The organism is Halobacillus halophilus DSM 2266 (assembly GCF_000284515.1).
GTDB lineage: Bacteria > Bacillota > Bacilli > Bacillales > Halobacillaceae > Halobacillus > Halobacillus halophilus.
Genome location: NC_017668.1, coordinates 312,481 through 339,075 on the forward strand (window position 1 = coordinate 312,481; position 26,595 = coordinate 339,075).

Sequence of the window (26,595 nt, forward strand, 5' to 3'; positions counted from 1 at the left end):
GCAGCTAACTGCCGGTGGGGAGTTTTTTAAATAGAGTCTGTGAAATCACCCTGTTACTTAATGCGGATAAGCTCTCGTTTGTTTAAGACTCAGTTTCAAGATAAATGGGTTCGTTACGTAAAAAGGAAGAGGGTTGGTTGGGGAATAAGTTGCATCATTATATAAGTGGAGAAGCTCTTACGTGTAAGCGAGGGCCGCGCAGGGTATAACTAACCATAGATTATGTGGAAGAGGTGATTGGGTGTTTTATTCAGTGACGTTACAAAAAATCATCTTTTTAACTGGGATCGGAATAATTATTGGAGCCATAGTCGGTTTCACTTCCGTGCTCGGGTTTGAATTGGATGGATCTGTTTTTGTTTTATCCATGTTTTTGAGTATTCTCAGCGTGTATGCAACAGCTATGTACGCAGAACTCTATCATATCAGGGAAGCAATTAATAAACAGAGAAAAGAGAAGTAAATGAAAAAGGCCGGTGCTTTTGCACCGGTCTTTCTTAATCTATAAAGCTCCAAATTAAAAGTGCTGAATATACAACCACAATTATGATCATAAGGATATAACTTTGTTTGTTCAGCGATTTAAAGATAATATAGAATGTAAGGAGAACAACCGCTATAATAAAGGTAGCATATAATATTTCCATTTGCTGTATTCATCTCCTTAGAAGTCAAAGAACTCTTTGAAGATAGAGTGCAGGGTATTTCATAGTCTGTTCTATCTATCATAAATTTAGTTTCTTAATCTTTCAAGCAGTTCGCAGAGAGTGTCCAGCCGTTTAAGCGGGTTGGATTATGGGAAATGCTAGAGGGTAGCAGCTATGAAAAAGAAGAGGGGGAACAAGATGGCTATGATAAAGCTTTATCCCGGAAATTGTTTGGATACATGAGTACATTCGAAGCCCTTTTTTTGCTGGTAACTGCCCTGTGGGTCGGTGAATTCATCCTGTTCCGTAATCGTGGTTCTTCTAAAACTGAAAATCTGGAACGCCAATCGTTCCCCCTTATCCTTATTGCCGTTATATTGGCGATAGCTTTATCACTCATGATGCGCGAATGGAAAATAGGTGTAATAGCCTCTGAATCCCTGTGGTGGTTTGGTTTACTTCTTTATATAGGCGGGGTTGCTTTACGCTACTGGGGGATTATTCATTTAAAAGATCAGTTTACCAGGGACGTGTCTGTAAAGAAAGGTGATCGTCTAGTAAGCAGTGGACCTTACCGGAAATTACGCCATCCTTTATATACAGGGCTGTTCTTTATCATCGTTGGTTTTTGTCTGGGAGTAGGGAATTTGTGGACAGCTATTCTTTGTGGTGGATTGCTGGCAGCCGCTTTACTACATAGAATTCGCATTGAAGAAGCCATGTTAATGCAAGCTCATGGAGAGATATATCGAAGCTGGTGTCAAACAAGATATCGTTTGATTCCGTTTGTTTATTAAACGTGGAGGTGGAAGTGTTGAAACAGAAAACAGCGATTGTCGTCGGTGCAGGACTTGGTGGTATGTCTACTGCGATCCGTTTAAGCGGGGACGGATATAAGGTCAAATTAATTGAAAAGAACAGCAACCTTGGTGGTAAGTTAAATCGAAGAGAAGGAAAAGGCTTTACTTTCGATACGGGGCCTTCAATTTTAACCATGCCGTGGGTGTTAGAGCAATTATTTGAGAGCGTACACCGTAAGCTTGAGGATTACATAACGGTGGAGCGTGTGGAACCACAATGGAGAACTTTTTTCGAAGACGGTACGCAGCTTGATGTAACAAGTGATCTGCCAAGCATGCTTGAGGAAATGGCAAAAGTTACGGATCGCCCGAATCGTAAGCTTACGGACTTTCTTTCTTATACACAGGATATGTATGAGTTATGTATGAAGAGTTTCTATAAGTATAGTATTCAGGACTTAAAAGATTTGAAAAGCCATCATAAGCTGAGTGAGCTTTTGAAAATGGATCCATTGAATACCGTAGCAAAGTCGACGCATAAACATTTCGATAATAAATACTTGGAGCAGTTATTCAATTTCTTTGTGATGTATGTAGGTTCCAACCCCTACTCTTCACCTGCCATTTTAAATCAGCTGGTCTATGTGCAGCTGGGATTAGGCATTCACTACGTTAAGGGAGGAATGTATCAGATTGCAGAAGCCATGGGCCGATTAATGGATGAACTTCGTGTAGATATTCACCTGAACACTCCTGTCCAGCGCCTGGTCGTAGAAGGTGAGACAGTAGTCGGAGTTGAAACGGAAGAGGGAGTCGTTCATGAAGCTGATGTAGTCGTATCAAACCTGGAGGCCATTCCTGCTTATCGTCGCCTGGCTCCGCAGACATCCAAAGTGAAAAAAGAAACAAAAACGCTTCAGAAGAAGTTTGATCCAACGGTATCAGGGCTTGTCCTGCTTCTTGGGACTGATAAGAAATTCGACCAATTAAAGCACCATAATTTCTTCTTTTCCGAAGATCCTGAAAAAGAGTTTAAGCAAATTTTTGATCAGGGCAAACCGGCAGATGATCCAACTATTTATATTGGGATTTCTGCAAGGTCTGATGAGACACAGGCACCGGAAGGTAAAGACAACTTATTTGTATTAACCCATGTTCCCCCGCTGACTGATGGAAAACGTAAGCCGATTGACTGGGACCAGTACCGGGAATTAGTTATTGAAAAGCTTGAAAGAATGGGACTCACAGGTTTGAGAGATTCCATTGAATTTGAATATCGTTTTACCCCTGAGGATTTAGAATCCTTATACGGACCTAATGGCGGATCTATTTACGGAATTGCTGCTGATCGTGAATCGAATGGTGGTTTTAAAATTCCATCAAGAAGTCAGGTGTATGACGGACTATACTTCGCTGGTGGCTCTACTCACCCTGGAGGAGGCGTTCCGATGGTTACACTCTCAGGGCAGCTGACGGCCGACTTAATTAAAGAAGATGAAAAAAACGCAGTAAAACAGTAATACGATATACAAGCACACCAAGGCCGGCATTTTGCTGGCCTTTTTTTACTGTTTAAGAACGGTAAGGAGAGGGAAAGGTGACAAAATGTTGCTGAAATAATTTATAAATGGAATGAATAGATGAAGGAGTTAATCGAATGAGTGATTGGTTAATATTTGTATTATTTTTCTTATCAGGGATAAGTACGTTTTTTGTGGCCTCAAGACTGGCCGTATTCGGAGATGCTGTAAAAGAAAAAAGCCGGGCTTCTTCGGCATTCATGGGAGCTATTATCGGAATAGCAATATCATTGCCTGAACTGACATCAAGCGTGACTGCTATCATTATTGACAGTCCTGATCTGGCTGTGGGAAATCTGATCGGAAGTAATCTTTTTAATATTATGGGTCTAGCTATCTTTGATATTGTTTATAGACGCTACCAAATTTTAACTCATGCTACTGTTGAGAGTAAGCTGTATGGCTGGCTGGTCATTTTCATGACCTTGATTGTCATGCTTGGTTTGACTTTATCTTTACCAACGCAGATTTATCATATCAGCTATACGGCAATAGCCACCATACTAATCTATTTTATAGGCTCAAAATTAATTAATGACCGTACAGAATATAAAGGCAGAAAAGTGAAGAGAGAGGATAAGAATAAAAAATATTCCGAATATACCTATAAGCAGGTATTATTCCATTTTATTGTGTCCGCTGTATTAATCATGATTATCGGGAGTGTCCTGACAATCACGGCGGAAAGGATTTCTGCTATTACAGGGATTGGAGCTTCTTTCATTGGAGCCTTTCTTGTGGCCATCAGTACATCCCTTCCTGATGCAGTCAGCGTTGGAACAGCGCTTAAGCTTAGAAATTTTAATTTAGGAATTAGTTCTCTCCTTGGCAGTAATGCCTTTAATTTAATGATTCTAGCGATAACGGATCTGATGTACTTTAGAGGGAATCTTCTTCAAGGTTCAAGTCCTGCCAATCTATTAACAGCGGGGGCATCGATTCTATTTATCCTGTTGATTATCATAAGTATTACCAGGAGGAAAGCAAAAGCCTGGAACTATCTATGGCCTTCTTTTCTTATAATAGTAACCTATTTTGTTACGACTTATTTGGTCTTCCAGATAAAATAAAAAAGCGGTCAAAAAGCCGCTATAAGCTGATCGAAAAATATTAAGTTTTTCGATCAGCTTATTTTTTTGCAGAGGTAGAAACTGCTTGTTTCAGGTCTTTTCGGAAACTCTTTTACCTTTTTGGTTATGGCTGCTAAAAGGCAGCCACCAATTCCAGTCACCTAAAAGCTTCATTAAACTAGGAACGAGAAGCAAACGTATAACGGTTGCATCTATAAATATTGCAATAGCAATACCTATTCCAATCTGCTTAACCGGGACGACACCAGTAAAAGCAAAAGCACCTGTAATGACAATCATAATAAGAGCCGCAGAGGTAATGATTTTACTAGTGCTCGCAAGCCCCTCTATCGTCGATTTTGTATTATCACCTGTCTCCAAATAAAACTCGTGAATTCTTGAGATCAGAAACACTTCGTAATCCATACTTAATCCAAATACAAGACTGAACACAATCACGGGTAATATTAGGGCAATATCCGCTTCGTTCAAACCGAAGTGTCCTTCTTGAAAGAGCCATACAAGTATTCCGAAGGTTGAGGTAAGTCCAATCACATTCATCAGGATCGCTTTTAAAGGAATAATAATGGAACGAAATGCGATCATCAAGATGATGAACGTAGAAACGATAATGATTGTAAGAGTTAATCCGATCTTGTCGGAAATCTCCGTATAAATCTCCTGATTAAATTTTGGCTGTCCCCCGAACATCATGGAAACTTCCCATTCATCGTTCGACCAGTCCGTCATGAGTTCTTGAGCTTCGGAAGAATTGGCTGCTACCTTTAATTGCACAGGGATCATTAATTGATCTCCTGAAAGGAATTGCTCTATCGCAGGCTCCAGCTGCTGTCGCGATGCAGACTGCTCCAAAGCAGATGATAGTTGTTCAGGAGAATTTATCTCGCTTGTTGTGTACAGGGTATCAACAGCCGCTACAATTTCTGGTGCTGACAACCTTTCCTGAAGGTCTTTCATTTGTTTTAACCCATCTTCACCCATCCATTTGCCTTCTCGTTCAGCAATGATGTAAGCAGTACTCTCTTCAGAGCCCAAAAACGTTTCGTCAATGGTTTCAAAAGCAGCTCGTGAATCATAGCTTTCTGGTAAAGCGTTAATCGTCGGGATAGATAAATTCATATTGGTTACAGGGATCACACCAATTATTAAAATCACTAAAGCAGAAAGAGAAATCCAGGCGGGATGCTTCATTACACCACGCGCAAATTTTCTCCATCTTGGTGTTGTATCCTTCTGAAAGGGGATTAATCTCCATTTGTTCACGTTCGCACCAAATACGTACAGTAACGAAGGTAGAAGCGTTAAGGAACATAATACTGCTGCTACAATAACCACAGATCCACCGATGGCAATATTCATAAAGATATCTACTTCTATTACACTCATGGCTGCAAGACCGATGAACACACAGACAGCTGAGAAAATGATGGATCGGCCTGCTGTTTCAATCGTAGTTTTGAGGGCTTCGGTTTTTTCCTGTTTCAATAGTTCTTCACGATAACGATTAATAAATAAAAGAGCAAAGTCAATGCTTAGGGCCAGTCCGATCATAGGTGCTATATTCAAAATGAAAATGGACAATTGTGAGTCCTGACCAATAAGGGCCAGAATGCCAAAGCCGACCACAATGGTGATTCCTCCGATGATTAATGGAAGAATAGAAGCAAGAGCTGTTCCAAAAGCGAAGATTAAGATGATAAGGGCTACCGGAAGCCCAATTAACTCCGCACGTTTTAGATCCTCCTGGCTCGCTTTATTAATATCTTCAGATATGACAGGAGCTCCAGTTAGAGAAACTCCTTCTACCTTACCGGTTATCTCTTCTACTTGTTGAATAGCTGCTTTCATATCCTCGGGTTCTTCTGAAAAATGGATAGAAGCATAAGCAGTCTTGTCTTTCTGCATGGATTCATCATCGAGTGGTGACTGAATACGGGAGGCAATTTCTAAATCCTTTATATCTTCTAAGACGGAAGTGATGGTATCCTCTGAATTATTTTCAAATAATAGTAGAAATGTGGATTCAGGAAAATCAAAGTCTTCATTTAATTTTTCTTCTACCTGTTCATATTCTCCATCTGTGCGGAAGCCATCGCCTTCTAATAAAGAAGGTAATTGAATAGCAAAATAACCCATAACTAGGGTTATCATGATCCAAAAAGCGAGCAGCCATTTGTGGGAGCGTACGATAAAGGAGGAAATTTTACGCATGATCATCGATCTCCTTCAATGATTTTCTAGGATAATGGTCTCCTACAAATAATACTCCTTTTAATCTGGCTTGAAAACTAAAAACTTCCAGTGTGTAGGACATACATTTCCGTGGAATATAGTTATCAATGAGAAAAAGGAAGGGACAGGTGTCTTTCATGCAATTTCCGGAAGAATTAATTGAGGAAGCAAAAAAAAGAATAGCCGGGTTCGATGTTGAGGGCTTTGTCCTGGGGCAGGGCGATGAATCCGGTGAAATTATGATTGTCGGTGAGGCTCCAGGAGAAAATGAAGCTGTAAAAGGTGAACCTTTTATAGGCAGAGCAGGAGATGAACTGGATAAACAGTTAAATTATATAGGTTTAGAAAGAAAAGACGTTTATATCACAAGTGCAGTGAGAAGTCGTCCATACAAATGGGTAAAGACCACCAAAAAAGGTTCAGGGGGGCAGAGGAAAGCAAACCGGAAACCAAATCAAAAGGAGATTCTGGCTCATGCTCCTCTCTTGGATTACCAAATCGAGAAAATGAATCCTGAAGTGATTATTGCCCTTGGAGGTGTAGCATATGAACGATTGATGGGAAGAAAGGACAAAATTAGTAAACGAGTAGGGAAAGTAATTCGAACCCCGATCATGCGGCTTGATCGTGAGAAGGAAAAATACGTGGAAACTGAAAAAGACTATCTTATTATCCCGCTCTATCATCCGGCAGCTGTTTTTTATAACCCTAAAATTAGAGAAGATATTTATGCATCACTGGATGAAATGAAAAATAACCTTAATTTATAAAGAAGTTGTGATTTTTAAAAAATGGCTCTGTTATAGTTTATTGTTGATTTTTCATAAGGCTTATTTTGCAATAGGGCCGGATTGTGGAAGACTCAGCTTCGAGATAAATTGGGCCCGTTACGCTGTGAGGAGGGGGCTGGTGGGGAAATAACTCGCTTTCCTATGGGGGAACGGTGAGCTTCCTCGCTCGTTTCACTCCCTGCGGGATCTCACCTGATTCCTTCTCCCATGGGAGTCTCGCCATTTCCCCACCATCCCCAGCTTTATTAGGAAGAACGGCCCCTTCGGAAAAAGAGAATTCTGTTCTCCTTAACCTAGCTGGAATGCTTATATAACAGGCTCTATCCCATAGTTTCAGCCTGATATAAGGATAAAGCTCATGTAGTATTTCTTCTCAAGAGGTGAAGGGTAAAGCGGTTTCGAGCTTCTGATTTGGCAAAGTCCGGAGGGGGATGATGTAGACTCCTGTGGGATGAAAATGACAGGGGAGACCCCGGAAGGCGAAGCCTGAGGAGGCTCCGCGCATTCCCACGGAAAGCGAAATCATCCCCCGAAGGACTGTCCTCTCAGCCTAAATATCTCGAAACTGAGTCTTACAGAAAAGGGAGCTTTACCTTAATAACAACACGGAAGATTAACAGAGCCCAAAAATTTAAATTGACTGTAGAGGGAGAAGTACTTAGTGAGCATCTCGATTTTCTGTAGCAGAGCTAACCTTTCTGGGGCGGGTTTTGATAAAATATAGAAAAGAGGATGATATGACCGTCCTATGATAGGGGGAGGAAATCTTTTGAAAAATCCCGGAAGTTGGAATGCCCTGGCTGGAGCATTTTTATTTCTAATCTGGGTCATCTTTTTTCAAGGAAGCGGTATTGATCTGGTCTTAGGTTTTGCATTTCTTGTACTTGTCCCCTTGTTACTGGAAGAAGCCGTTCAGAGTGCGGAGGGGAGCCGCCCGGAAAAGTGGCTGTGGAACGTCATGAGCTGTTCTTTACCTTTTTCAGCTGCAGGTATGATCGCCATTTCGCTGCCGTCAGGAAATGAAGCAGGGTGGTGGGCGGCCGTCTGGTTTTTTTATACACTTCTCATCGCTTTTGGAGGTTTCATGAGGCTGTTGGGCAGAGGGTTTGGACCTGTCGAAGAAACTGTCATTGATGTTGGTTTGATTTACATAGCGATTGGAGGAGGGTGGCTGGTATGTTCCAGTGCAGGATGGACTGGTATCTTCCCATATTCAGAGACGATTCTTCAGCTCACCGTGGTTCACTATCATTATGCTGCTTTTGTGGTACCACTGGTGACAGGGTTCTTTGGACGTTACCGTGCTGAATGTAACAGAATTAGGAAGAATTTTATGGTTACCCCATACTTATGGTTAGCAGCCGGAGTGATGGCGGTTCCTTTCATTACTAGCCCTGGTTTAAGTTTGGGGGCTCCTTTTACATCAATTGCAGCAGGGATTTATTTCCTTGTTCTGGTCTGGCTTTGTTTATGGTGGTTTTGGCTCTCTGTTTATTTTAAATTGTGGATTGGAATGGCATTGCGTTCAGCATCTCTCCTTCTTTTAGGAACTATGTTGCTTGCTCTATTCACTAGTTTGAACATATGGTTAGAAGTTTATTGGCTGCAGTTGAATACAATCGTTGGCTATCAAGGTCTGTGGATAGCGTCCGTTTTTTCCATTTTATCTGCTTTAGCATGGCGCGGCGTTCATGCTCCAAAAAGGCATGCCTACACCGTTTTTCCTATTAGTCATATACGAGCTGAACGAGGGAGTATTAATCCTACAATAGATTATAAACCCTGGGCAGCTTCTCATGAATATGTGACAGGGCTTGTGCAAGATTGGAGTCCTTTTAACAGTCGTCGTTTTCATTCGGAATACATGGATTCACTGGTGAAAAGGTGGTTCCTACATACCGATGACTTTCATGTTCAAGCGTCTATTCAATGGGCCAGAGGATTTCGATCAATAGCCGGCCGGATAAGCCAATGGGGACTTCCGCCATCCGGATGTGTGGCACTTCAAGGAGAAGCTATATCTATTTCTGACTATAAAGATGGTCGAAACTTGGTGAGAGCGTGGATAACACGTAACAAACAAACCAAGGAACCGCTAAATACAGCTTTATATTCTTTTCATGAACATGCAGGTGAAACCTATTTTAATATAGGTTTCCCTGTACCACATGGAGTCCTGACGGTTATTGGACGGCTTGAGACAGATGGAAAAGGCGGGCTGATGTTAGAAACCATGCGGCGTGAGGATGGCCGAGGAGATGAAGGAATCTACTTTACCCTCGGGGAATGGACGATGCGGCTTCCAGTACGCGGGATGTTTCACGTGAAAAAAGCGGAGACAGAAGGAGCTTTGCTTGGGGATCTTTGCCTGCACCTTGGTTATATTAATCTTTTGCATATCCAATATCAGATGAAAGAAATACGAGTCGGATAGTACACCGAAACTAAAGGGCCCATAGAAATAAAAGATCGTTGCTTTTTTGCTTTCGGCGTACGCGGAGTGTGCTATAATAAAAGCAAATCAGGCCACAGCTGCGACTGTGACCTGATTGGATACCGTTCGTTTCTTTTCGGTTGAGGACCCTTTCACTAATGTGAAAGGGTCTATTTATTATTGTTCATTTTTATGATCAGCGCCAGGAGTGTAATGATAAATGTCCCGAACGCCAACATAACCATAAGCGCCTCATATGTGCTCATAACTGGCATCACTCCTTTTCTATCGCCACCTAACCTAATCCTGTAGAACGGTATCTATATATAAGGATACCATATTTTTAATATAAATAAGAACATTTGTTCGTATTAAATGCAAAAATAGCCAGAACGTACCATATTTAACCACCTCAGGTCATCCAATATCTGGATGACCTGAGGTGGTTAATTTTTCTTTTTTTAGTTTTAAAGTTCGTCGAAGCCATTGGTTTCGGATACTTTGGTGTACTGCCTGGATTTCTGCTCGAAGAAATCCGATTTACCTTCGTCGACTTCCTGGTAAGCTTTGATCCACTTCAATGGGTTTTCGTTATACTCAGGAAAAGGCTTTTCTGCTCCTAGTAACCGACATCTTTTATTGGCCATGAAGCGAATATAGTCTTCCAGATCACCGATAGGAATGCCGGGGAAGCGGTCTCCTATAATATGATGAGCCCACTTGATTTCAAGTTCGACTGCCTCTTCGAATGTACTTTTGACAAATTGACGGTATTTCTCTTCGTCCAACTGCGGATTCTCATTTAATGTTTCATTAAATATACGGCAAAACAGACTCACGTGGATTTGTTCATCTCTATTAATATAATTAATCATAGTGCTCGTCGATACCATCTTATTGTTACGTGCCAGGTTATAAAAGAAAGCGAATCCTGCATAAAAGAATAAGCCTTCCAGGACTACATCATAAACGATAGACTTTAAAAAGGTTTCTACAGAAGGATCATCCGCAAAAGCCTGGTACCCATCTGTAATGAACTGGTTTCTCTCAATAAGGACATCATCGTGCTTCCAGTATTCAAAAATCTCTTCCTGTTCACCCTGATCCACCAGAGTTGATAACACATAAGAATAGGATTGATTATGGACCACTTCCTGGAAAGCTAATACCTGCATGAGTGCAGATAAGCTCGAGTCAGTTAAATAGTCAGCTATCTTTCCAGAATAGTCCGTTTGAATAGAGTCCAGGAAGGCAAGAAGTCCAATAATTTTTTTAAACGTCGCCTGTTCCTGATCGGACAGGGTACCCCATTGTTTTAAGTCATTGCTCATATTAATTTCATTTGGAATCCAGAAATTAGCCAGCATATTTTTATACATAGGATACGCCCAGGAGTAGCGGGTATCATCCCAGTTAAGTACGTTGGAGCTTCTGCCGTTGATAATGCCTGTAGAAACATTAGGGGCCTGGTGGTCAACTAGTTTTCGTTTTTGAATGGTTTCATTCATATGTTTGTCCTCCTTTTATGAAGAGCAGCTTTCGCATTCGTCGTATTCACCCTGACTAGAAGTGGATCTCGTGTAATAGGTCGTTTTTAAACCTGATTTCCACGCGTCAATATGCAGATCTAATAGTTCTTTAGCATGTATAGAATTTCGAACATATATATTAAATGATATGGATTGATCAATATATTTTTGACGTACAGCATTTTGCTGTATGCTTGTATGCTGGTCTATATCGTAAGCCGATTTGTAATACCAGAACGTTTCCGGGCTGAGGTCCGGGGCTGTTACCGGGATTTTATAATCTTTCTTTTCCTCCGAATAAAACCGCTTAAAGATTGGATCGATGCTCGCTGTGCTTCCAGCGATAAGAGAAGTACTGGAATTAGGGGCAACAGCCATTAAATATCCATTCCGTATCCCATCGTGCTGAACCTTATTCTTTAAGGCCTTCCAGTTCCAATCCTCATCTTGATCAAACGCCCGTTTAACAAAGAATTCTCCTGTAGACCAATCAGATCCCTCAAATAAAGGATAACTCCCTTTCTCGGCTGCTAATTCGCTGCTGGCTTCAATGGTGTAATAGGCAATTGCCTGGTACACTTCTTCCGCATAATTTACGGCTCTTTCAGATTCCCAGGCTATTTTCTTTTGAGCAAGCAAGTGAGCCCAGCCGAATGTGCCAAGACCAATGCCTCGGTAAGACTGGTTGGTCAATTGAGCCTGCAGAACCGGGATGGTATTTTCATCAATTACGTTATCCAGCATTCGTACCTGAATGGAAACTAAACGCTTTAAAACCCCTTCAGGCACGGCGCGGCCGAGATTAACACTGGAGAGATTACATACTACAAAATCCCCCGGGTTTTTAACCGTTATAATTTTTCCTTCTTCTAAATATTGTTCTTCCTGAAGGGTTGGGCTCTGGTTCTGAGTAATTTCTGTACATAGGTTGCTGCAATAGATCATTCCTGCGTGACGATTGGGATTCATACGGTTCACTTCATCGCGGTAGAACATGTAAGGTGTACCTGTTTCGAGCTGGCCCACCATAATTTTTTTCATAATGTCTATAGCCGCTACTTTTTCTTTCGACAGCTCTGGATGATTGACACAGGCTTCGTACCTTTCGCGGAAGGTCCCTCTGCCGCGCTCTTCATCATAAGCATCTTCCAAAGAAAAGCCCATAACGTCACGAACTTCATGAGGATCGAATAAATACCAGTCTTCACGATTTTCTACAGCTTCCATAAATACATCTGGGATCGATACACCGGTAAATAAATCATGGGTGCGCTGTCGTTCGTCCCCGTTGTTTAAACGGCTGTCAAGAAAAGGGAAAATGTCCTTATGCCATATATCCAGATACACGGCAATCGCTCCTTGCCGCTGCCCGAGCTGATCTACACTGACTGCGGTATTATTCAGTTGCTTCATCCATGGGATAACGCCTGAAGAAACGTCTTTAAACCCTCGAATGTCACTTCCACGACTTCTAATTTTTCCAAGATAAACACCAATTCCTCCGCCGTGTTTGCTCAAGTTCGCTATATCTGTATTGCTGTCATAAATGGACTGCAGACTGTCATCTACCGTGTCAATAAAACAAGAGCTTAACTGGCCATATCTTTTTCCTGCGTTAGCGAGAGTAGGCGTAGCGACTGTCATGTATAAATGGCTTAAAGCCCAATAGGCTTCTTTTATAAGTCCCATCCGTACTGACTTATTCTCCTGAGACATGATTACCATCGAAATGATCATAAACCGTTCTTGCGGAAGCTCATATACGTCTTTGGACTTGGAACGTGCTAAGTATCGATCGCTTAAAGTTTTAAGACCAATATAAGTAAATAAGTGATCACGTTCTGGTGCAAGGATATCTTCAAGTTGATCTATTTCCTCTTTGGAATATTCAGCAAGCAACGATTTTGAATAGATTTCTTCATTCGTTAAAATCTCGATTAATGAATAAAATCTCTTATAGGGGGTCTCCTCCATACGGTTGTAAGCTGAATTTTTGTACATTTGATCCAAGTGAATCCTGCTCGCGGCAAAGGTCCAATCAGGTGCTGACTCGTCCATTTCAGCCAGACACTCAAGTATTAATGCTTTGGATTGCTCTTCATCAGTCATTTGATTCAGCCCAAGCCCTGGAACTTTTTTTAGTATTCGTTCCACATCCAACTGGGGAAATTCTTTTTGAATGTCGATTAGCTTCTGCTCCCATTCTGTTTGCATAGATTGAACGCTCATGTATTCGTACTCCTTTTTATTCATAGGTGATTTCGGACATAAAAAAATCCGCTCACTTATTGAGCGGATGAAACCATAGAACGAGGCAAATTAACCGTACGAATACCTCATTCTATCGCTTCATCTTCTCAATCCCCGAAGAAGTTGAAACTTCAGCGAATAAAGACAGGTCTCCTGACTTACGCTCGATTCTACTATGGTCCTTCCCGTACCTGGGCACAGTGGATGATCCATTTCGCGAACGCTAACAGTTGCGGGGGCAGTTCCGGCTCTCTCCGGATTCCCTATTAAGCCTGATGGCATCTTTGATTCGCATATACTATATATAGTATTATTAAATAATTTTATTAGCTTATATTGTGTTTATATCATATCTAAGATAAAAGGAAAGTGCAAACGATTTGTTAGAAACCTCACTCTTTAAAACCTATATTTTTCCACACGGAAGCTTCCAGCACACCTTTTTCCCATGTCAAAAAATTTTCAAAACGTTACTTACTTAATTATAATAAAAGGTAATGAACATTCTATGGTGAACTATACAATAATAACGGAAATAGATAAACAGGGGGATTCGAAATATGGAACCGACATTTAATTGGCACCAGGAAGCCGCTAAACAATGGGATGAACGGGCAGAGTTTTGGAATCAACGTAGTCAGACGATGTGGGATGAGGGAAGTCGTAAAACGATTATTCCTTTTTTGAAAAATCACCTTCCCCCGGGTAATTCTGTTGCTGACCTGGGGTGTGGAGATGGATATGGCTCATATAAATTGTATAAGGAAGGCTACGAGGTCACGGGAGTAGATCTTTCTAAAGATATGATTGAACGAGCAGTGAAACGATTACAAACAGAAGGACTAGCCTTTACTCAGGGAGATTTGACAAAGCTTCCTTTCGCTTCAGAAAGCTTTGATGGCATAATGGCCGTGAACTCTCTTGAGTGGATAGAAGTGCCTCATCAGGGACTTGAGGAAATGAAGAGGATCTTACGTCCGGGAGGCAAGCTTTGTATTGGAATACTGGGACCAACGGCCATGCCGAGGATAAATAGCTATCGAAGAGTTTATGGTGAAAAGGTGATTTGCAACACGATGATGCCATGGGAACTTGCTAAACTGGCTGAAGAAACTGGGTGGAAATATACGGAAGGTCAAGGGGTGTATAAACGCGGGGTTGATGAGAATCAAATCGCACATCTGGACGAAGATTTAAAGCAATCCCTTACATTTATGTGGATATTCATCTTTGAAAAGCAAAATTAAATCAGCACAAAAACAAAACTTCGGACTAGCCTCTGATCATGTAATAAAATACAATAAAAAGCCCGTGATTCTGTTTCGTTCGCTGAACATAATCGCGGACTTAGTTTGATGGGCTGGTATTACGACAAAAAAAGCGATTGAAAATTTGGTTAGAAGGAGTATGATAAGGTTCAGTGATTCATATAGTGATTCAATGAGGAGGGATTGCGGTGGCCTGGGTCCATGCAGTGTTTTCTGTTCGGTATTTATTTATCGGTTTCTTTTCATTGACGGCGTTAAGCTTGATTACCTTCCAATCCGTAGCAATATTTCAAGCATTTCTAGATTTTTTTGAAGTCTTTCATCGGAAATAAAGAAAAGAGACCGGCTTTCTCAGGCTGGTCTTTTTTTCTATTCGATTGAATGTTCCCAAAGAAACTCCCCAAGCACGCGATCTACTTCGGGATGCTCGTGCAAACCGGAATGGGTGGCGGATTGACCAAATACAATTTCTTCTCTGTAACTGCCAAAAGGCACAATGGATTTCATCCCTTTTACACTTGAAGCATGGACAAGCCCGTCCCAATGGTCGCTATCCTCTTCTGAGGAATTAATAACACCTGCTATTACAAGGGTATCTACACCTTTAGGGAAGAATTCCCTTCTAAGGATCATAGATTTCAAAGCGTCAGATTCCGGTTTTAGATCGTTAGCGGCCGGACTTGAATGCACTTCAAAGTAACCTTCTTTTTTAATTCCTTTATAGGGGCTGGCAATAACCGCTAATTTTTGAACAACAGGATATTGACCGTCCTGATAATGAAGCAGAAAGTTGGTGGCTGCAAGCCCCCCCATGGAATGGCCCACTAGATTAATCTGCTGAATACCATGCCGCTTTTTTAATCGGTGAATGACTTCTTGGAGCCATACAGTTTGTTGCTTTAAGCTGGCACGATCATTCTCAAAAAGAACCTGGATGAATGGTTCCATGTTAGGCGGAAGGCTTCCTCTTAAGGTTACGTGTCCTTGTCGGGATACATAAGCTACCATCCGCTTGGAACCCACATTTTGCTGCTCTAGACGATTCATCATCGTATTGAAGGTTCCTGGGCCTCCTTTAAAACCGTGTATGAAAACGGTAGGGGTAATTTCTCCGTTTTTTTCTGAACTTGTCGGTTTAGAATTCGTTAAAAATATAAAAATCCCTAGAAGAAGGGAAGAAAGAAGAATGAGGGTGAATTTCTTTTTATTACTGAAGACATTCATGAACATTAAGTTTCCTCCTGAAAATTACTATCGCTGAAATATAATAAAAAAATCATTTAGAGTCAACTATAAAAACAGCTTAACTTTAGCATACCCACTGCAGAGAAAGGGGAAACAACACCAAATTCTCCATTCCAAGCGTTTTATGGGTCAGCAGCTAAATAACCTACCGAGATGTTTATATTTAACAACAGGAGGGGAAAACTGGAATTATAATCAGCTAGATGAAAGGAGAATACCATTGAATCAAGAAGAACTAAAGAAGAAAATTTATAACGTTATGGATCAGCATAAAGTAGGAACACTAGCTACAGTAAAGGATAAAAAACCTCATGCCCGTTACATGACATTTTCAAATGATGAAGATTTCTCATTCTTCACACCCACAGATCGCGATACTCATAAAGCGGAGGAAATTGAGGAAAACCCTCATGTTCATATCTTATTAGGCTATGAAGGTGAAGGTTACGGAGATACGTATTTAGAAGTACAAGGTCAGGCTAAGATTCGTGATGATCAGAAGATGAAAGACTGGTTATGGAGCGAACAAATGGAGCGCTGGTTCTCAGGAAAAGGAGATCCGGATTACATCGTTCTTGAGATTATGCCCGAGTCAATCCGCCTAATGAATGCAGACGGAGATACTCCTGAATCACTGGATTTATAATAAGCCGACTGATATAAAAAGCATTTGAGATTGGTATCTCAAATGCTTTTTTCTATTTCGATACGTTGTTAATTAACGAGTTATTAAAGTAAAGGGCCGGTTACTGTAAGACTCGGTTTCGAGATATTGTGTGGAGAAAGGGGCTCCAGGGAACGGCTCGCTTTCCGCGGGCATGTGCTGAGCTTCCTCGGGCTTAACAGCCCTGCGGGATCTCACCGATCATGTTCATCCCGCAGGAGTCTTCACCGTTCCCTTCCGCCCCTTTGCGTTCATGAGAAGCTCAAAATCTTTTATGTAAATGCCTTCATATAAGGAAGCGTAACCTCTACGTGCTCAACACTAAATAACGAGTCTGTACAGGGGATAAACACGGTAGTAGAAGCAGGTGAGACGCGTTAAGGTTCCCACTTTTTATACTAGCAGGGTCCGTTCACAAAATTATAGTTGGGTTGGAGGGGAAATAGCGAGACTCCTGTGGGAGAAGGATCTAGGTGAGACCCCACAAGGAGTGAAAACGACTGAGGAGGCTCAGCAGTTCCCCCACAGGAAAGCGAGTTATTTCCCCTCCAACCCTCATGCACCTACTGTAACGGCCCCATTTATCTCGAAACTGAGTCTTCAACAAAAGGGAGCTTTTCTTTAACTATCAACATTTAGAATCAGGATGAATCTGGAATAGAGCAGGATTCATCTTCGTATTCGATTTCAATGGTTACATGCTCAAGAGATATCGTATGAAGAATCTGTTTAATCCTTTCTTTCACATCACAGATTTCCTCTTTCGTTGCATCTTCCGGCACAACTACATGAGTGGAGAAGGCGTGGTTCTCACCGTCCATGGACCACAAGTGAGTGTGGTGTGTAGAGTTAATGTTCGGCACGTCATTAATCTTTTGAACGATATCTTCAAGGCTGATACTCTCCGGCACGCCTTCCAAAAAAAGCCGCATTGTTTTAATGAAATTCTTAATCACGTTGTATAAAATAAATACTGTAATGGCAATGGAAGCAATAGGATCCAGAATAGGAAGATCCGTAAAAGACATAACGATACTAACAACTAAAACCGCTGCCCAGCCGAGAACATCCTCAAGGAGATGCCAGCTTATGACTTTCTGGTTCATTGAGTCGCCTCCGCGGAGCCTGAAAACTGCTGCTCCATTAACGATAATTCCGAGTATAGCGAGAATTATCATCCCCGTTGTATTTGGCTGCTCTGGATTGAGAAGTCTTGGTATGGCTTCCGTTAAAATAAATACAGACCCAACAATTAATACGACACTGTTAACAAGAGCAGCTAGTAAAGAAAAACGCTTATATCCAAATGAGAACTCTTTAGATTGCTCTTTTTGGGAAAATTTTTGGAGAAACCATGCCAGGCCAAGGGATAGAGAATCCCCAAGATCATGTAACGCATCGGATAAAATGGCCATACTGTTGGTCATAATTCCCCCGATGATTTCGATAATAGTAAAGAATAAATTTAGAAAAAAAGCAGTTTTAATCTTTCCTGTGGAAGAATCAATATGATGATGGTGGTGATGTCCCATTAGATAAACCTCCTATTCAAGTATATGAATATATGCTCATATATATAATATAAAAAAGCTGTTAAGATGTGTCAACATGAAAAAATACGAATGAGCTCAACACACCTTACACAGGATGGTCTTAGCGTCCCCTTATTCAGAAAAGGTATGAACAAGGAATACTATAAAAAAAACTCCAGGAAGGCCTGGAGTTTTTTATTTTTTTTCTGGATAGAAGCGGCGCTCAATAGCATAGTACCCATAAAGATTATTAGTTGCAAGAGCGAGTCGCTTAACCTGCTCTAGTAAAAATGTTTTATCAAGCTGATAAACCACTTTCTTCTCAATATGGTCGAGCGTGTTGTAAGCGAACTCCCATATGGCCTGATGTTTGGAGGAATCAATGGACTCTGCTACCATAGCTAGGGCCCCAACAATTTCAGTGATGATTAAATGATTATCTCCAGCATAGTGTCGGATATAACCAAAACCGCGATAAATATAATATTCAAATGTTTCATTTAAGAGTATAATTCTAACCTGTCCATCACTATCTGTCAGATAAGGTGTGAAGGTAATATAGTCTTCAACTGTAAGCATTAATTCAGCCATTTGATGAATTGTGTTTGTTGCAGTTTTGGGGTCATCATTCCCCAGGGACTTTATTCCGATTTCAGCTAATTTGTGCATTCCCATCTGAATGTCCTGCAGTTCAGTTTCTTTATGACCAATTTTAATCATACCGTAGTAAAGTTCTTCATCCACCAAATCAGCACCCGGCCCCCAGTAACTGATTAGCTTATTCGTCTCCAAAATATAATCTCCCACTTGTGAGTGGAATTTTAAGATTACATTGTCCTTGCGAGCCTGCTCAATCATACTCCTATAGTCTACTAATTGAACATATCCTGACCTTCCTGCTCCTATGCTTTGAGTATTATCTTCGTAATCCTGCAGAAGATCGCCTGCTTGCTTTGTTCGGAAGGGCTCAAGATCCTCGCTCAAAGTATTGTTGATCATCGCTTTGGAAGATTGTTTCATTGTTTCTGTAATATTGTGGACCTGCATCCATGTCGTGGCATGGTTAATGAAATAGATAAATGTAAGAGAAGCTATAAAGACTAATACTATCGTGATAATCGGGACGGCTACGAAATATTCGTAAGAAGTGTTCCCAATAAATAAAAATACAAGCAGTACGTACACAAAACTTCCATTAAATATGCCAAGCGCGTGCTGGGTTCGTCTATCTGCAACGAAGTTAATCAGCATCCGAGGTGAAAATTGGCCACTAAAGGTTGTAAGTACAACTAAAAGGGAGTTTAATGTGAAGGCGCTCAGTGTTAATAGACCGCCAATTAACGTGCTGACCAGCATTCGGGTTATTTCAGCATTAATTCGGAAAGATTGGAATGTGTATTGTTCCAATTCTATAACTAAATCAAGTACAAGGGTAATAGCGACAAAAAGTATCGATGACGATATATAGATCAAAGGCATGTACCACAGAGTTGATTGAACTTCTTGCTTTCGCTGCTGTTTAGTCATTTGAAAATATTTCTTAAGAGATACGGGTAATATGTCCATCAGCATATGACGTTTTCCTCCTTTGCATATAAGGTACTCATTCCCTGCAAGAACTTGTATTAAAACTGTAAAATTATATTTGAAAAATAAAAATTTTGTCTTTTCATATACACTTTCGATATAGTGGAGAGAAATAAGTGAAAATAAGAGGTGGTTGCACTGAATTGGGTACAAAAAACTTACAAAGATCTTACAAAAGACGAATTGTACAAGATACTTAAGCTAAGAGTTGAAGTCTTCGTTGTAGAGCAAGAGTGTCCTTATCCTGAGGTCGATGGTCGTGATGAAGAATGTACGCATATCTGGTTAGAGGAAAATGGCCAACTCTACGCTTACTGCCGAATCGTTCCCCCTGAGACAGAAGAAGATCATTATGCGATTGGGCGCGTAATTGTTAGTAAAGAAAAACGCGGGCAAGGATATGCGAAAGAATTAATGGAAAGAGCTATTATGTTTTTACGTGATGAATGGAAAGTAGAGCAAATTTGGCTTCATGGACAAGAATATTTAAGGGGTTTTTACAGAGCATTTGGCTTTAGAGAAGTGACTGATGTTTATTTGGAAGATAATATTCCTCATGTAGATATGCTGCTGGAATTAGAGTAAGTTTCCAAAGGGTTGCAAAGGTTTAAGAAAGAAAAGAGAGTGGAACATACTACTCCACACAGTAAAATGGAGGTATAATATGAGTCCACAAACTTATTTTAAACAATATATTAATGGCGAATGGCGCCCAGGTTCAAGCGAGAAACAGATTGAAAATATAAATCCATATACCGAACAAGCTATTATCACAATCCCTTCTGCCAATGAAGATGATTTAAATGAGGCCTACCGATCAGCTGAACAAGCTCAAAAAGACTGGGCAGACTTACTCCCAGCTAAGAAGCAGGCGTATTTTGACAGTTTGTTATCGGTAGTTAAGGAACGCAAAGATGAAATTATAGACTGGTTGGTGAAGGAAGCAGGAAGCACTTTGGTAAAAGCAGAAGTGGAATACCAGGCCGCAGTATCCATTATTAAAGAATCTTCCTCTTTTCCTACAAGGATGTCTGGAGAGATCCTTCCTTCTAATACTCCTGGCAAAGAAAACCGGGTTTATCGTTATCCGAAAGGAGTCATAGGAGTAATTGGTCCGTGGAATTTTCCATTCCACTTAGCTATGAGGTCGATTGCTCCTGCGATTGCTACTGGAAACGCAGTTGTGGCCAAGCCAGCATCAGAATCTCCTGTTACTGCAGGATTACTGATTGCCGATTTATTTGAAGCAGCCGGATTTCCAGCAGGAGTGCTGAACGTAGTAGTAGGAAGAGGTTCAGAGATCGGGGATGCGTTTGTTACACACCCGGTACCTAAACTGATTTCCTTTACTGGATCAACAGAAGTAGGCAGTCACATTGGAGAGCTTGCAGGTAAGCACATCAAAGATACGGCACTGGAGCTTGGAGGCAACAATGCTATGATTGTCCTTGATGATGCCGATGTAGAAAAAGCGGTGGAAGCAGCAGCCTTTGGAAGGTTCCTGCACCAGGGTGAAATTTGCATGTCCATCAATCGCTTGATCGTTCATGAACAGATTCATGATCAATTCGTGGAAGCATTCAAAGAAAAAGTGGAAACTTTAAAAGTTGGTGACCCATCTGAAAAAGATACAACAGTTGGCCCGTTGATTAACCATGGAGCCATCGAACGTATTCAGGAAGATCTGCAGGCTTCCCTTGATCGTGGCGCCACCTTGCTAACAGGTGGTGATGCAGAAGGGAACATCATGCATCCTACTGTACTAACCAATGTTACCAATGATATGCCAATTGCAAGCAATGAAGTATTCGGTCCTGTAATTGGAATCATTAAGGTTTCAAGTGAAGAAGAAGCCATTACAGTGGCGAATGATACTTCCTATGGCTTAAGTGGGTCGGTATTCACAACGGATGTACACCGCGGTGTTGAAACAGCAAAACAGATTAACACAGGAATGATTCATGTGAATGATCAGTCTGTAAACGATGAAGCACATGTAGCCTTCGGCGGTGAGAAAAGTTCCGGACTCGGCCGCTTTGGAGGAGAGTGGGCTCTCGACAAATTTACAACGGTAAAATGGATTGGTGTCATGAATGGATATCGCAAATTTCCATTTTAATAAAGTAAATAAACGCCCTGAGCAAAGAAAAAGCTCAGGGCGTTCTTTCTATACAATATTATTTTTATCAGCGAATTTTTGGAATCTGGATATTGCATCACGCAAGGTTTCTTCAGAGTTGTTCAAACCAATCCGAACGAATCCTTCACCGTAATCACCAAACCCAATCCCCGGTGCTACAAACAACCCGACTTGCTCGAGCAAAGCATCAGCAAATTCTTCAGAGGAGTAGCCATTCGGGACATGAACCCACACAAAGAAAGACCCTTTGCAGGGCTGGAAGCGATAGCCGCTGTTTCGCAGACCCTCAAGTAATAAATCACGTCGTGCTTCATAAGTATCCGTTAGCTCCTCCACACATTCCTGTGAATCTAAGAGGGCTGTAGCTGAAGCTTCCTGCACAGCTCCGAAAAGGCTCACAAAATAGTGATCCTGGACAAGTTCCAATGCTTCAACCACACTTTGATTTCCTACGGCAAACGCCACGCGCCACCCTGCCATATTATAAGTCTTCGACATAGTATAAATTTCGACTCCTACATCTTTGGCGCCGGGAACCTGCATAAAGCTTAAAGGTTTCTCACCATCAAATCCGATTGCCCCATAAGCAAAATCATGGACCACGCAAATATCATTAGCATCCGCGAGTTCAATGGTTTCTTCAAAAAAAGCTTGGTCAGCCACTGCCGAGGTTGGATTGTTGGGGTAATTGAGAAACATAAGTTTAGCCTGTTTAAGGACCTCTGGATCCATCGCGTTATAATCAGGAAGGAAGTTGTTTTTCTCTAGAAGCGGCATAGGTTCCATGACGGCATCAGTCATAGCTACTCCTGACCAATAATCCGGATAGCCAGGATCAGGGACTAAGGCTGTATCGCCGGGATTCAAGAAGCATTGGCTCAACTCTACCAGTCCGCTTTTACTGCCAAATAGTATAGCTACTTCTGAAGAGGGATCAAGATCAACATCATATTCTCGTTTGTAATACGTTGCCACAGCTTCTTTCAGAAAATCAAACCCTTGAAAAGGGGGATACATATGGTATTCAGGGTTTTCGGCTGCTTTTTGCAGTGATTGTACAATATGTTCAGGGGTAGGCTGGTCAGGGTTACCTTGACCAAGATTTAGTACGTCTTCTCCCTTTTGTTGCTGGAAATCGTTTAATTTCTTTACAAGCTTTGCAAAGAATTGATCTGGTAAACGCTGAATGGCTTCAGATTGCTTATATTGTTTCATTCTTTTCCACCTCGGCTTATTATTTGAATACTCTAACAACTGAATAATATGGATAGTGTAACATGTCTTTATCCGGATAGGGAATACTAGGAGCAATATACATTCAGAAAACCAAACTAAATCCTACATAGAAACACTTAAATTTAGATTATTTTCAGTCGAAATTTTGCAGGTCGATATTTTTGGGTATGCATAACTAGAAGAGAAAGAAGGAGTGGTAGAAATGAAAATTGTAATTTTAGGTGGAGACGCAGCAGGAATGAGTGCAGCCATGCAAATTGTACGTAATAGCGAGGGGAATGAAATTGTTGTTTTTGAAAAAGGAGAGATAACATCTTATGGTCAATGCGGCCTTCCTTATGTTGTAAGCGGCGACGTCAAATCGACAGATGACTTGATTGCCAGGGAGCCCCAGACCTTTCGGGATAAGTATGGAATTGATGTACGTACTTCTCATGAGGTTACAACAGTGGACTGTGATCATAAAGTGGTTTATGGCATCGATCATAAAACGAGCCAAGAGGTTGAGGAGTCTTACGACCGGCTGTTAATTGCTACAGGCGCAAGCCCGATTATACCTCCCTGGGAAGGGCGTCAGCTTGAGGGGATCTTTTCATTAAAGACTATACCAGATGTGCAGGCTATTATGGAGGACTTAAACCATTCCATTGAAAAAGTAACGATTATCGGTGGCGGGTATATTGGCTTGGAAATGGCAGAAAGTCTAGTTACGCTGGGTAAAAAGGTGCGGATTATTGACCGTGGCGCCCAACTCGCAAAGATCTTTGATGAAGATATGGCTGACCTCATCCATGAAGAAGCAGAACGCCATGGAGTAGAATTGAATTTGGGTGAGTCTGTTGAAGAATTTAGAGGAGATCATCGAGTAGAGTCGATCGTCACAGATAAGGGTGAGTATGAAACTGATTTTGTACTGGCTGCTACCGGAGTCAATCCTAACACATCCTTCTTAGAAGGAACTGGAATTTCTAAAGGAGTGCAAGATTCGATCAGTGTCAATGCTTTTATGGAAACAAGTATAATGGACATTTATGCCGCAGGGGACTGCGCAGCGCAGTATCACCGGCTGAAACAGAAACTGGATTATGTACCTTTAGGAACTCACGCCAATAAACAAGGTCAGGTAGCAGGACTGAATATGGTGAACAAAAGAAAGGCATTTCAAGGTGTGGTTGGCACTTCAATTTTGAAATTTTTCGACTTAACTCTTGGCCGCACTGGATTATCTGAAAAAGAAGCAGCCAGTGAATATATTCCTTACGATACGATTTCTATTAAATCAACCCATGCAGCCGGGTATTATTCTAAAGAGGATCCAATGACGCTTAAACTTATTTATAACAAAGAAAGCCGAGAACTGTTAGGCACTCAGATTATAGGCCAGGCCGGTACGGACAAGCGGGTCGATGTTATTGCTACCGCCCTTTATCATCATATGACAATTGATGAGCTGGCTGATCTTGATCTTGCCTATGCGCCCCCTTATAACAGTGTCTGGGATCCTATTCAGCAAGCAGCGCGAAGAGCGTGAAGAAGGATCCATGCTTTCTGTTTCCGCACGGCGCTGTGGTACTATGGAAACAGGATTAACAATACAGGGGGAGCTTTACGTTGAATAGAGAATTACTTCAAAAAGCAGAGCAGTTTATTTTTGAATGCTATGAAGAACTGGGACGGCAGGGTGCCGGTGAAAGGGTCAAAGAGATAGAAAGATCAATTGAAGACTCAGGTACTTATCAGCATACTTTCGAAGAATTAGAATACGGAGCAAAAGTAGCATGGAGGAATAGTAACCGCTGCATTGGACGGTTATTCTGGAACAGCTTACAAGTGTTTGACCAACGCCACTTGCAGGACGAAAAAGAGATTCGGGATGCGGTGTATGAGCATATGAACTATGCCACGAATGGGGGCCGTATTCGATCGACTATTTCTGTGTTTAAACCGAAACAGGGGAATGAGGAAGTTCGATTCTGGAATCATCAGCTGATCCGTTACGCAGGGTACGAAATAAACGGGGAGGTAGTGGGTGATCCGGCTTCTGTCGATTTTACCCGCCAATGCGAAGCTCTGGGCTGGCAGGGCGGAGGAGGAAGGTTCGATGTTCTGCCGCTTGTGGTACAAGTTGATGGTTCTAAGCCTCAATGGTTTGAAATTCCGGAAGAGCACATTCTTGAAGTTCCTCTTCGTCACCCAGAGTATAAATGGTTTAGTGATTTTGGTCTGAAATGGTATGCTGTACCGTTTATTTCAGATATGCGTCTGGAAATCGGCGGTATTGACTATACAGCAGCACCTTTTAATGGTTGGTATATGGAAACTGAAATCGGTGCGAGAAACTTGGCTGATGAATTCCGTTATAATCTATTACCTAATGTAGCTGAAGCCATGGGCCTGAATACGAGAAGAAATAGTTCCTTGTGGAAGGACCGGGCGTTAATCGAATTAAACCAAGCGGTACTCTATTCCTTTAAACAGGATAAGGTGAGTATGGTGGACCATCATTCGGCTGCCCAGCAGTTTCAGCTTTTTGAAAAGAAAGAACGAACTTGCGGAAGAGAGCCCACAGGAGACTGGACTTGGCTGATCCCTCCCGTTTCTCCTGCGTCGACTCATATCTTTCATTCGTCTTACACAGATCGGATGGACACGCCAAATTTCTTCTATCAAACAAATGCATACGAAAAAACCCTTTAGATTAGTGCTCTAAAGGGTTTTTTTAGGTTATTCGTATAGGTCTGGTCTCCGGTCCTGAAAAATAGGAATTTGTTCACGGATAGCTTCTACATCCGTAAAATCTACTTCTCCATAAAGAATTTCTTCGTCACCTGATCCCTCTGCCACTACGTTTCCCCAGGGATCTACAATGATGGAATGCCCGCCAAAAGTATTTGCAGCATCCGATCCTACACGATTGCATGCAATAACAAAGCACTGATTCTCAATAGCCCGGCTGATTAAAAGATTGCGCCAATGATCTACCCGGGGCTTTGGCCACTCTGCTACGACAAAAAGGGCTCTGGATCCATTAAGCATGTGAGTCCGCATCCACTCAGGAAAGCGAATGTCATAGCAAATAACACCAGCTGCGGGCACACCGTTCAGTTCAAAATTTCCCTTTTGGTTGCCGGAATGAAGATGCTTTTCTTCGTTCATTAATCGAAAGAGGTGAGCTTTACGGTACTTGGCAATGCGCTCGCCCATAGAATTGTAGGCAACAAACGTATTATAGAAACGTCCTTCCTCGCGCTCCGCGATTGACCCAAGAATGGTCACCCGGTGTTTGGAAGAAAGGTTCATGAGCATTTGATGTGTCGGTCCGTCCATCGATTCGGCCAGTTCATCAAACCTGCTCAGATCGTACCCCGTTGTCCATAGTTCAGGAAGTACAATAATCTCACTTCCATTCCTGGCTGCTTCTTCAATTTTTTGGGTCGCATGTGTCCGATTTGCTTCAGGGTCACCAAACGCGACATCCATCTGGATAATACCTGCTTTTACTGTCATATCATCACCTCGAACTTCTTTGTTTATCAAAAATCATATCATGAATTTACCTGAGTATGAAA

General features: G+C 41.6%; 21 protein-coding genes and 1 riboswitch. Of the genes, 12 read left to right on the forward strand and 9 right to left on the reverse strand.

Annotation, left to right across the window (positions count from 1 at the left end; all coding sequences use genetic code 11):
• Positions 1-253 precede the first annotated feature (253 nt).
• The 4 genes from HBHAL_RS01635 to HBHAL_RS01650 all read left to right on the forward strand — a co-directional run bounded on the left by HBHAL_RS01635 (position 254) and on the right by HBHAL_RS01650 (position 4,097).
• Positions 254-463, forward strand: coding sequence for a hypothetical protein (locus HBHAL_RS01635; protein WP_223254248.1), 210 nt, complete (start codon positions 254-256; stop codon positions 461-463).
• A gap of 339 nt (positions 464-802) precedes the next feature.
• On the forward strand, positions 803-1,444 hold the full coding sequence (locus tag HBHAL_RS01640; protein WP_223254249.1) for a methyltransferase family protein: 642 nt from the start codon (positions 803-805) through the stop codon (positions 1,442-1,444).
• Positions 1,445-1,461: 17 nt separating this feature from the next.
• Positions 1,462-2,967, forward strand: a complete 1,506-nt coding sequence (locus HBHAL_RS01645; protein WP_014641596.1) for a phytoene desaturase family protein — start codon at positions 1,462-1,464, stop codon at positions 2,965-2,967.
• A gap of 137 nt (positions 2,968-3,104) precedes the next feature.
• Complete coding sequence (locus HBHAL_RS01650) at positions 3,105-4,097, forward strand: sodium:calcium antiporter (RefSeq protein ID WP_014641597.1); 993 nt, start codon at positions 3,105-3,107, stop codon at positions 4,095-4,097.
• A 90-nt stretch (positions 4,098-4,187) separates the two neighbouring features.
• Here HBHAL_RS01650 and HBHAL_RS01655 read toward each other — a convergent pair whose 3' ends face one another.
• Positions 4,188-6,329, reverse strand: a complete 2,142-nt coding sequence (locus HBHAL_RS01655) for an MMPL family transporter (RefSeq protein ID WP_041601145.1) — start codon at positions 6,327-6,329, stop codon at positions 4,188-4,190.
• Positions 6,330-6,487: 158 nt separating this feature from the next.
• Between HBHAL_RS01655 and HBHAL_RS01660 the strand changes: the two genes are divergently transcribed.
• Together HBHAL_RS01660 and HBHAL_RS01665 are read left to right on the forward strand one after the other, a co-directional pair.
• Complete coding sequence (locus HBHAL_RS01660; protein ID WP_014641599.1) at positions 6,488-7,120, forward strand: uracil-DNA glycosylase; 633 nt, start codon at positions 6,488-6,490, stop codon at positions 7,118-7,120.
• A 790-nt stretch (positions 7,121-7,910) separates the two neighbouring features.
• Positions 7,911-9,575: a YndJ family protein gene (locus tag HBHAL_RS01665; RefSeq protein WP_014641600.1), complete on the forward strand. Its 1,665-nt coding sequence runs from the start codon at positions 7,911-7,913 to the stop codon at positions 9,573-9,575.
• Between the two features lie 170 nt (positions 9,576-9,745).
• Here HBHAL_RS01665 and HBHAL_RS20670 read toward each other — a convergent pair whose 3' ends face one another.
• The 3 genes from HBHAL_RS20670 to HBHAL_RS01675 form a co-directional block, all read right to left on the reverse strand.
• Positions 9,746-9,841, reverse strand: a complete 96-nt coding sequence (locus HBHAL_RS20670) for a putative holin-like toxin (RefSeq protein WP_139205849.1) — start codon at positions 9,839-9,841, stop codon at positions 9,746-9,748.
• A gap of 201 nt (positions 9,842-10,042) precedes the next feature.
• Positions 10,043-11,083 carry a ribonucleotide-diphosphate reductase subunit beta gene (locus HBHAL_RS01670; protein WP_014641602.1) on the reverse strand — a complete coding sequence of 347 codons (1,041 nt, stop codon included), beginning with the start codon at positions 11,081-11,083 and terminating at the stop codon, positions 10,043-10,045.
• A gap of 15 nt (positions 11,084-11,098) precedes the next feature.
• Positions 11,099-13,333: a ribonucleoside-diphosphate reductase subunit alpha gene (locus HBHAL_RS01675; RefSeq protein WP_014641603.1), complete on the reverse strand. Its 2,235-nt coding sequence runs from the start codon at positions 13,331-13,333 to the stop codon at positions 11,099-11,101.
• 147 nt (positions 13,334-13,480) lie between these two features.
• Positions 13,481-13,656, reverse strand: a riboswitch (cobalamin riboswitch).
• Between the two features lie 258 nt (positions 13,657-13,914).
• Here HBHAL_RS01675 and HBHAL_RS01680 point away from each other — a divergent pair.
• Positions 13,915-14,601 (forward strand): class I SAM-dependent methyltransferase, encoded by a 687-nt coding sequence (locus HBHAL_RS01680; protein ID WP_014641604.1) that lies wholly within the window; start codon positions 13,915-13,917, stop codon positions 14,599-14,601.
• 390 nt (positions 14,602-14,991) lie between these two features.
• Here HBHAL_RS01680 and HBHAL_RS01685 read toward each other — a convergent pair whose 3' ends face one another.
• Positions 14,992-15,852 (reverse strand): alpha/beta fold hydrolase, encoded by an 861-nt coding sequence (locus HBHAL_RS01685; RefSeq protein WP_014641605.1) that lies wholly within the window; start codon positions 15,850-15,852, stop codon positions 14,992-14,994.
• Positions 15,853-16,087: 235 nt separating this feature from the next.
• Between HBHAL_RS01685 and HBHAL_RS01690 the strand changes: the two genes are divergently transcribed.
• Positions 16,088-16,513, forward strand: coding sequence for a pyridoxamine 5'-phosphate oxidase family protein (locus HBHAL_RS01690; RefSeq protein ID WP_014641606.1), 426 nt, complete (start codon positions 16,088-16,090; stop codon positions 16,511-16,513).
• Between the two features lie 659 nt (positions 16,514-17,172).
• Here the strand turns inward: HBHAL_RS01690 and HBHAL_RS01700 are convergent.
• Together HBHAL_RS01700 and HBHAL_RS01705 are read right to left on the reverse strand one after the other, a co-directional pair.
• Entirely contained in the window at positions 17,173-18,063 is an 891-nt protein-coding gene (locus HBHAL_RS01700) for a cation diffusion facilitator family transporter (protein ID WP_014641607.1), read from the reverse strand.
• A gap of 195 nt (positions 18,064-18,258) precedes the next feature.
• Positions 18,259-19,635, reverse strand: coding sequence for a DUF2254 domain-containing protein (locus tag HBHAL_RS01705; RefSeq protein ID WP_014641608.1), 1,377 nt, complete (start codon positions 19,633-19,635; stop codon positions 18,259-18,261).
• A 153-nt stretch (positions 19,636-19,788) separates the two neighbouring features.
• On the opposite strand from HBHAL_RS01705, the gene HBHAL_RS01710 reads away from it, so the two are divergent.
• Both HBHAL_RS01710 and HBHAL_RS01715 read left to right on the forward strand, forming a co-directional pair.
• A complete protein-coding gene (locus HBHAL_RS01710; protein WP_041601507.1) occupies positions 19,789-20,235 on the forward strand; it encodes a GNAT family N-acetyltransferase in 447 nt (148 codons plus the stop codon).
• 79 nt (positions 20,236-20,314) lie between these two features.
• The gene (locus HBHAL_RS01715; protein WP_014641610.1) at positions 20,315-21,769 is read left to right on the forward strand and encodes an aldehyde dehydrogenase family protein; all 1,455 of its coding nucleotides are present in this window, start codon (positions 20,315-20,317) and stop codon (positions 21,767-21,769) included.
• A 48-nt stretch (positions 21,770-21,817) separates the two neighbouring features.
• Here the strand turns inward: HBHAL_RS01715 and HBHAL_RS01720 are convergent, their stop codons facing one another.
• The gene (locus HBHAL_RS01720) at positions 21,818-23,005 is read right to left on the reverse strand and encodes a pyridoxal phosphate-dependent aminotransferase (RefSeq protein ID WP_014641611.1); all 1,188 of its coding nucleotides are present in this window, start codon (positions 23,003-23,005) and stop codon (positions 21,818-21,820) included.
• A 223-nt stretch (positions 23,006-23,228) separates the two neighbouring features.
• On the opposite strand from HBHAL_RS01720, the gene HBHAL_RS01725 reads away from it, so the two are divergent.
• Both HBHAL_RS01725 and HBHAL_RS01730 read left to right on the forward strand, forming a co-directional pair.
• Positions 23,229-24,557 carry a CoA-disulfide reductase gene (locus HBHAL_RS01725; protein WP_014641612.1) on the forward strand — a complete coding sequence of 443 codons (1,329 nt, stop codon included), beginning with the start codon at positions 23,229-23,231 and terminating at the stop codon, positions 24,555-24,557.
• An 80-nt stretch (positions 24,558-24,637) separates the two neighbouring features.
• Positions 24,638-25,723 carry a nitric oxide synthase oxygenase gene (locus HBHAL_RS01730; protein ID WP_014641613.1) on the forward strand — a complete coding sequence of 362 codons (1,086 nt, stop codon included), beginning with the start codon at positions 24,638-24,640 and terminating at the stop codon, positions 25,721-25,723.
• Between the two features lie 27 nt (positions 25,724-25,750).
• On the opposite strand, the gene HBHAL_RS01735 is transcribed toward HBHAL_RS01730, so the two are convergent.
• Positions 25,751-26,533 (reverse strand): carbon-nitrogen family hydrolase, encoded by a 783-nt coding sequence (locus HBHAL_RS01735; RefSeq protein ID WP_014641614.1) that lies wholly within the window; start codon positions 26,531-26,533, stop codon positions 25,751-25,753.
• Positions 26,534-26,595: the final 62 nt, after the last annotated feature.

What these genes read in the sequence shown, in the direction of transcription:
- HBHAL_RS01640 (WP_223254249.1), top strand. Translation starts at nt 803, where the DNA reads ATGCTAGAGGGTAGCAGCTATGAAAAAGAAGAGGGGGAACAAGATGGC.
- HBHAL_RS01650 (WP_014641597.1), top strand. Translation starts at nt 3,105, where the DNA reads ATGAGTGATTGGTTAATATTTGTATTATTTTTCTTATCAGGGATAAGT.
- HBHAL_RS01655 (WP_041601145.1), bottom strand. Translation starts at nt 6,329, where the DNA reads ATGCGTAAAATTTCCTCCTTTATCGTACGCTCCCACAAATGGCTGCTC.
- HBHAL_RS01660 (WP_014641599.1), top strand. Translation starts at nt 6,488, where the DNA reads ATGCAATTTCCGGAAGAATTAATTGAGGAAGCAAAAAAAAGAATAGCC.
- HBHAL_RS20670 (WP_139205849.1), bottom strand. Translation starts at nt 9,841, where the DNA reads ATGAGCACATATGAGGCGCTTATGGTTATGTTGGCGTTCGGGACATTT.
- HBHAL_RS01670 (WP_014641602.1), bottom strand. Translation starts at nt 11,083, where the DNA reads ATGAATGAAACCATTCAAAAACGAAAACTAGTTGACCACCAGGCCCCT.
- HBHAL_RS01675 (WP_014641603.1), bottom strand. Translation starts at nt 13,333, where the DNA reads ATGAGCGTTCAATCTATGCAAACAGAATGGGAGCAGAAGCTAATCGAC.
- HBHAL_RS01680 (WP_014641604.1), top strand. Translation starts at nt 13,915, where the DNA reads ATGGAACCGACATTTAATTGGCACCAGGAAGCCGCTAAACAATGGGAT.
- HBHAL_RS01685 (WP_014641605.1), bottom strand. Translation starts at nt 15,852, where the DNA reads ATGTTCATGAATGTCTTCAGTAATAAAAAGAAATTCACCCTCATTCTT.
- HBHAL_RS01700 (WP_014641607.1), bottom strand. Translation starts at nt 18,063, where the DNA reads ATGGGACATCACCACCATCATCATATTGATTCTTCCACAGGAAAGATT.
- HBHAL_RS01705 (WP_014641608.1), bottom strand. Translation starts at nt 19,635, where the DNA reads ATGCTGATGGACATATTACCCGTATCTCTTAAGAAATATTTTCAAATG.
- HBHAL_RS01715 (WP_014641610.1), top strand. Translation starts at nt 20,315, where the DNA reads ATGAGTCCACAAACTTATTTTAAACAATATATTAATGGCGAATGGCGC.
- HBHAL_RS01720 (WP_014641611.1), bottom strand. Translation starts at nt 23,005, where the DNA reads ATGAAACAATATAAGCAATCTGAAGCCATTCAGCGTTTACCAGATCAA.
- HBHAL_RS01725 (WP_014641612.1), top strand. Translation starts at nt 23,229, where the DNA reads ATGAAAATTGTAATTTTAGGTGGAGACGCAGCAGGAATGAGTGCAGCC.
- HBHAL_RS01735 (WP_014641614.1), bottom strand. Translation starts at nt 26,533, where the DNA reads ATGACAGTAAAAGCAGGTATTATCCAGATGGATGTCGCGTTTGGTGAC.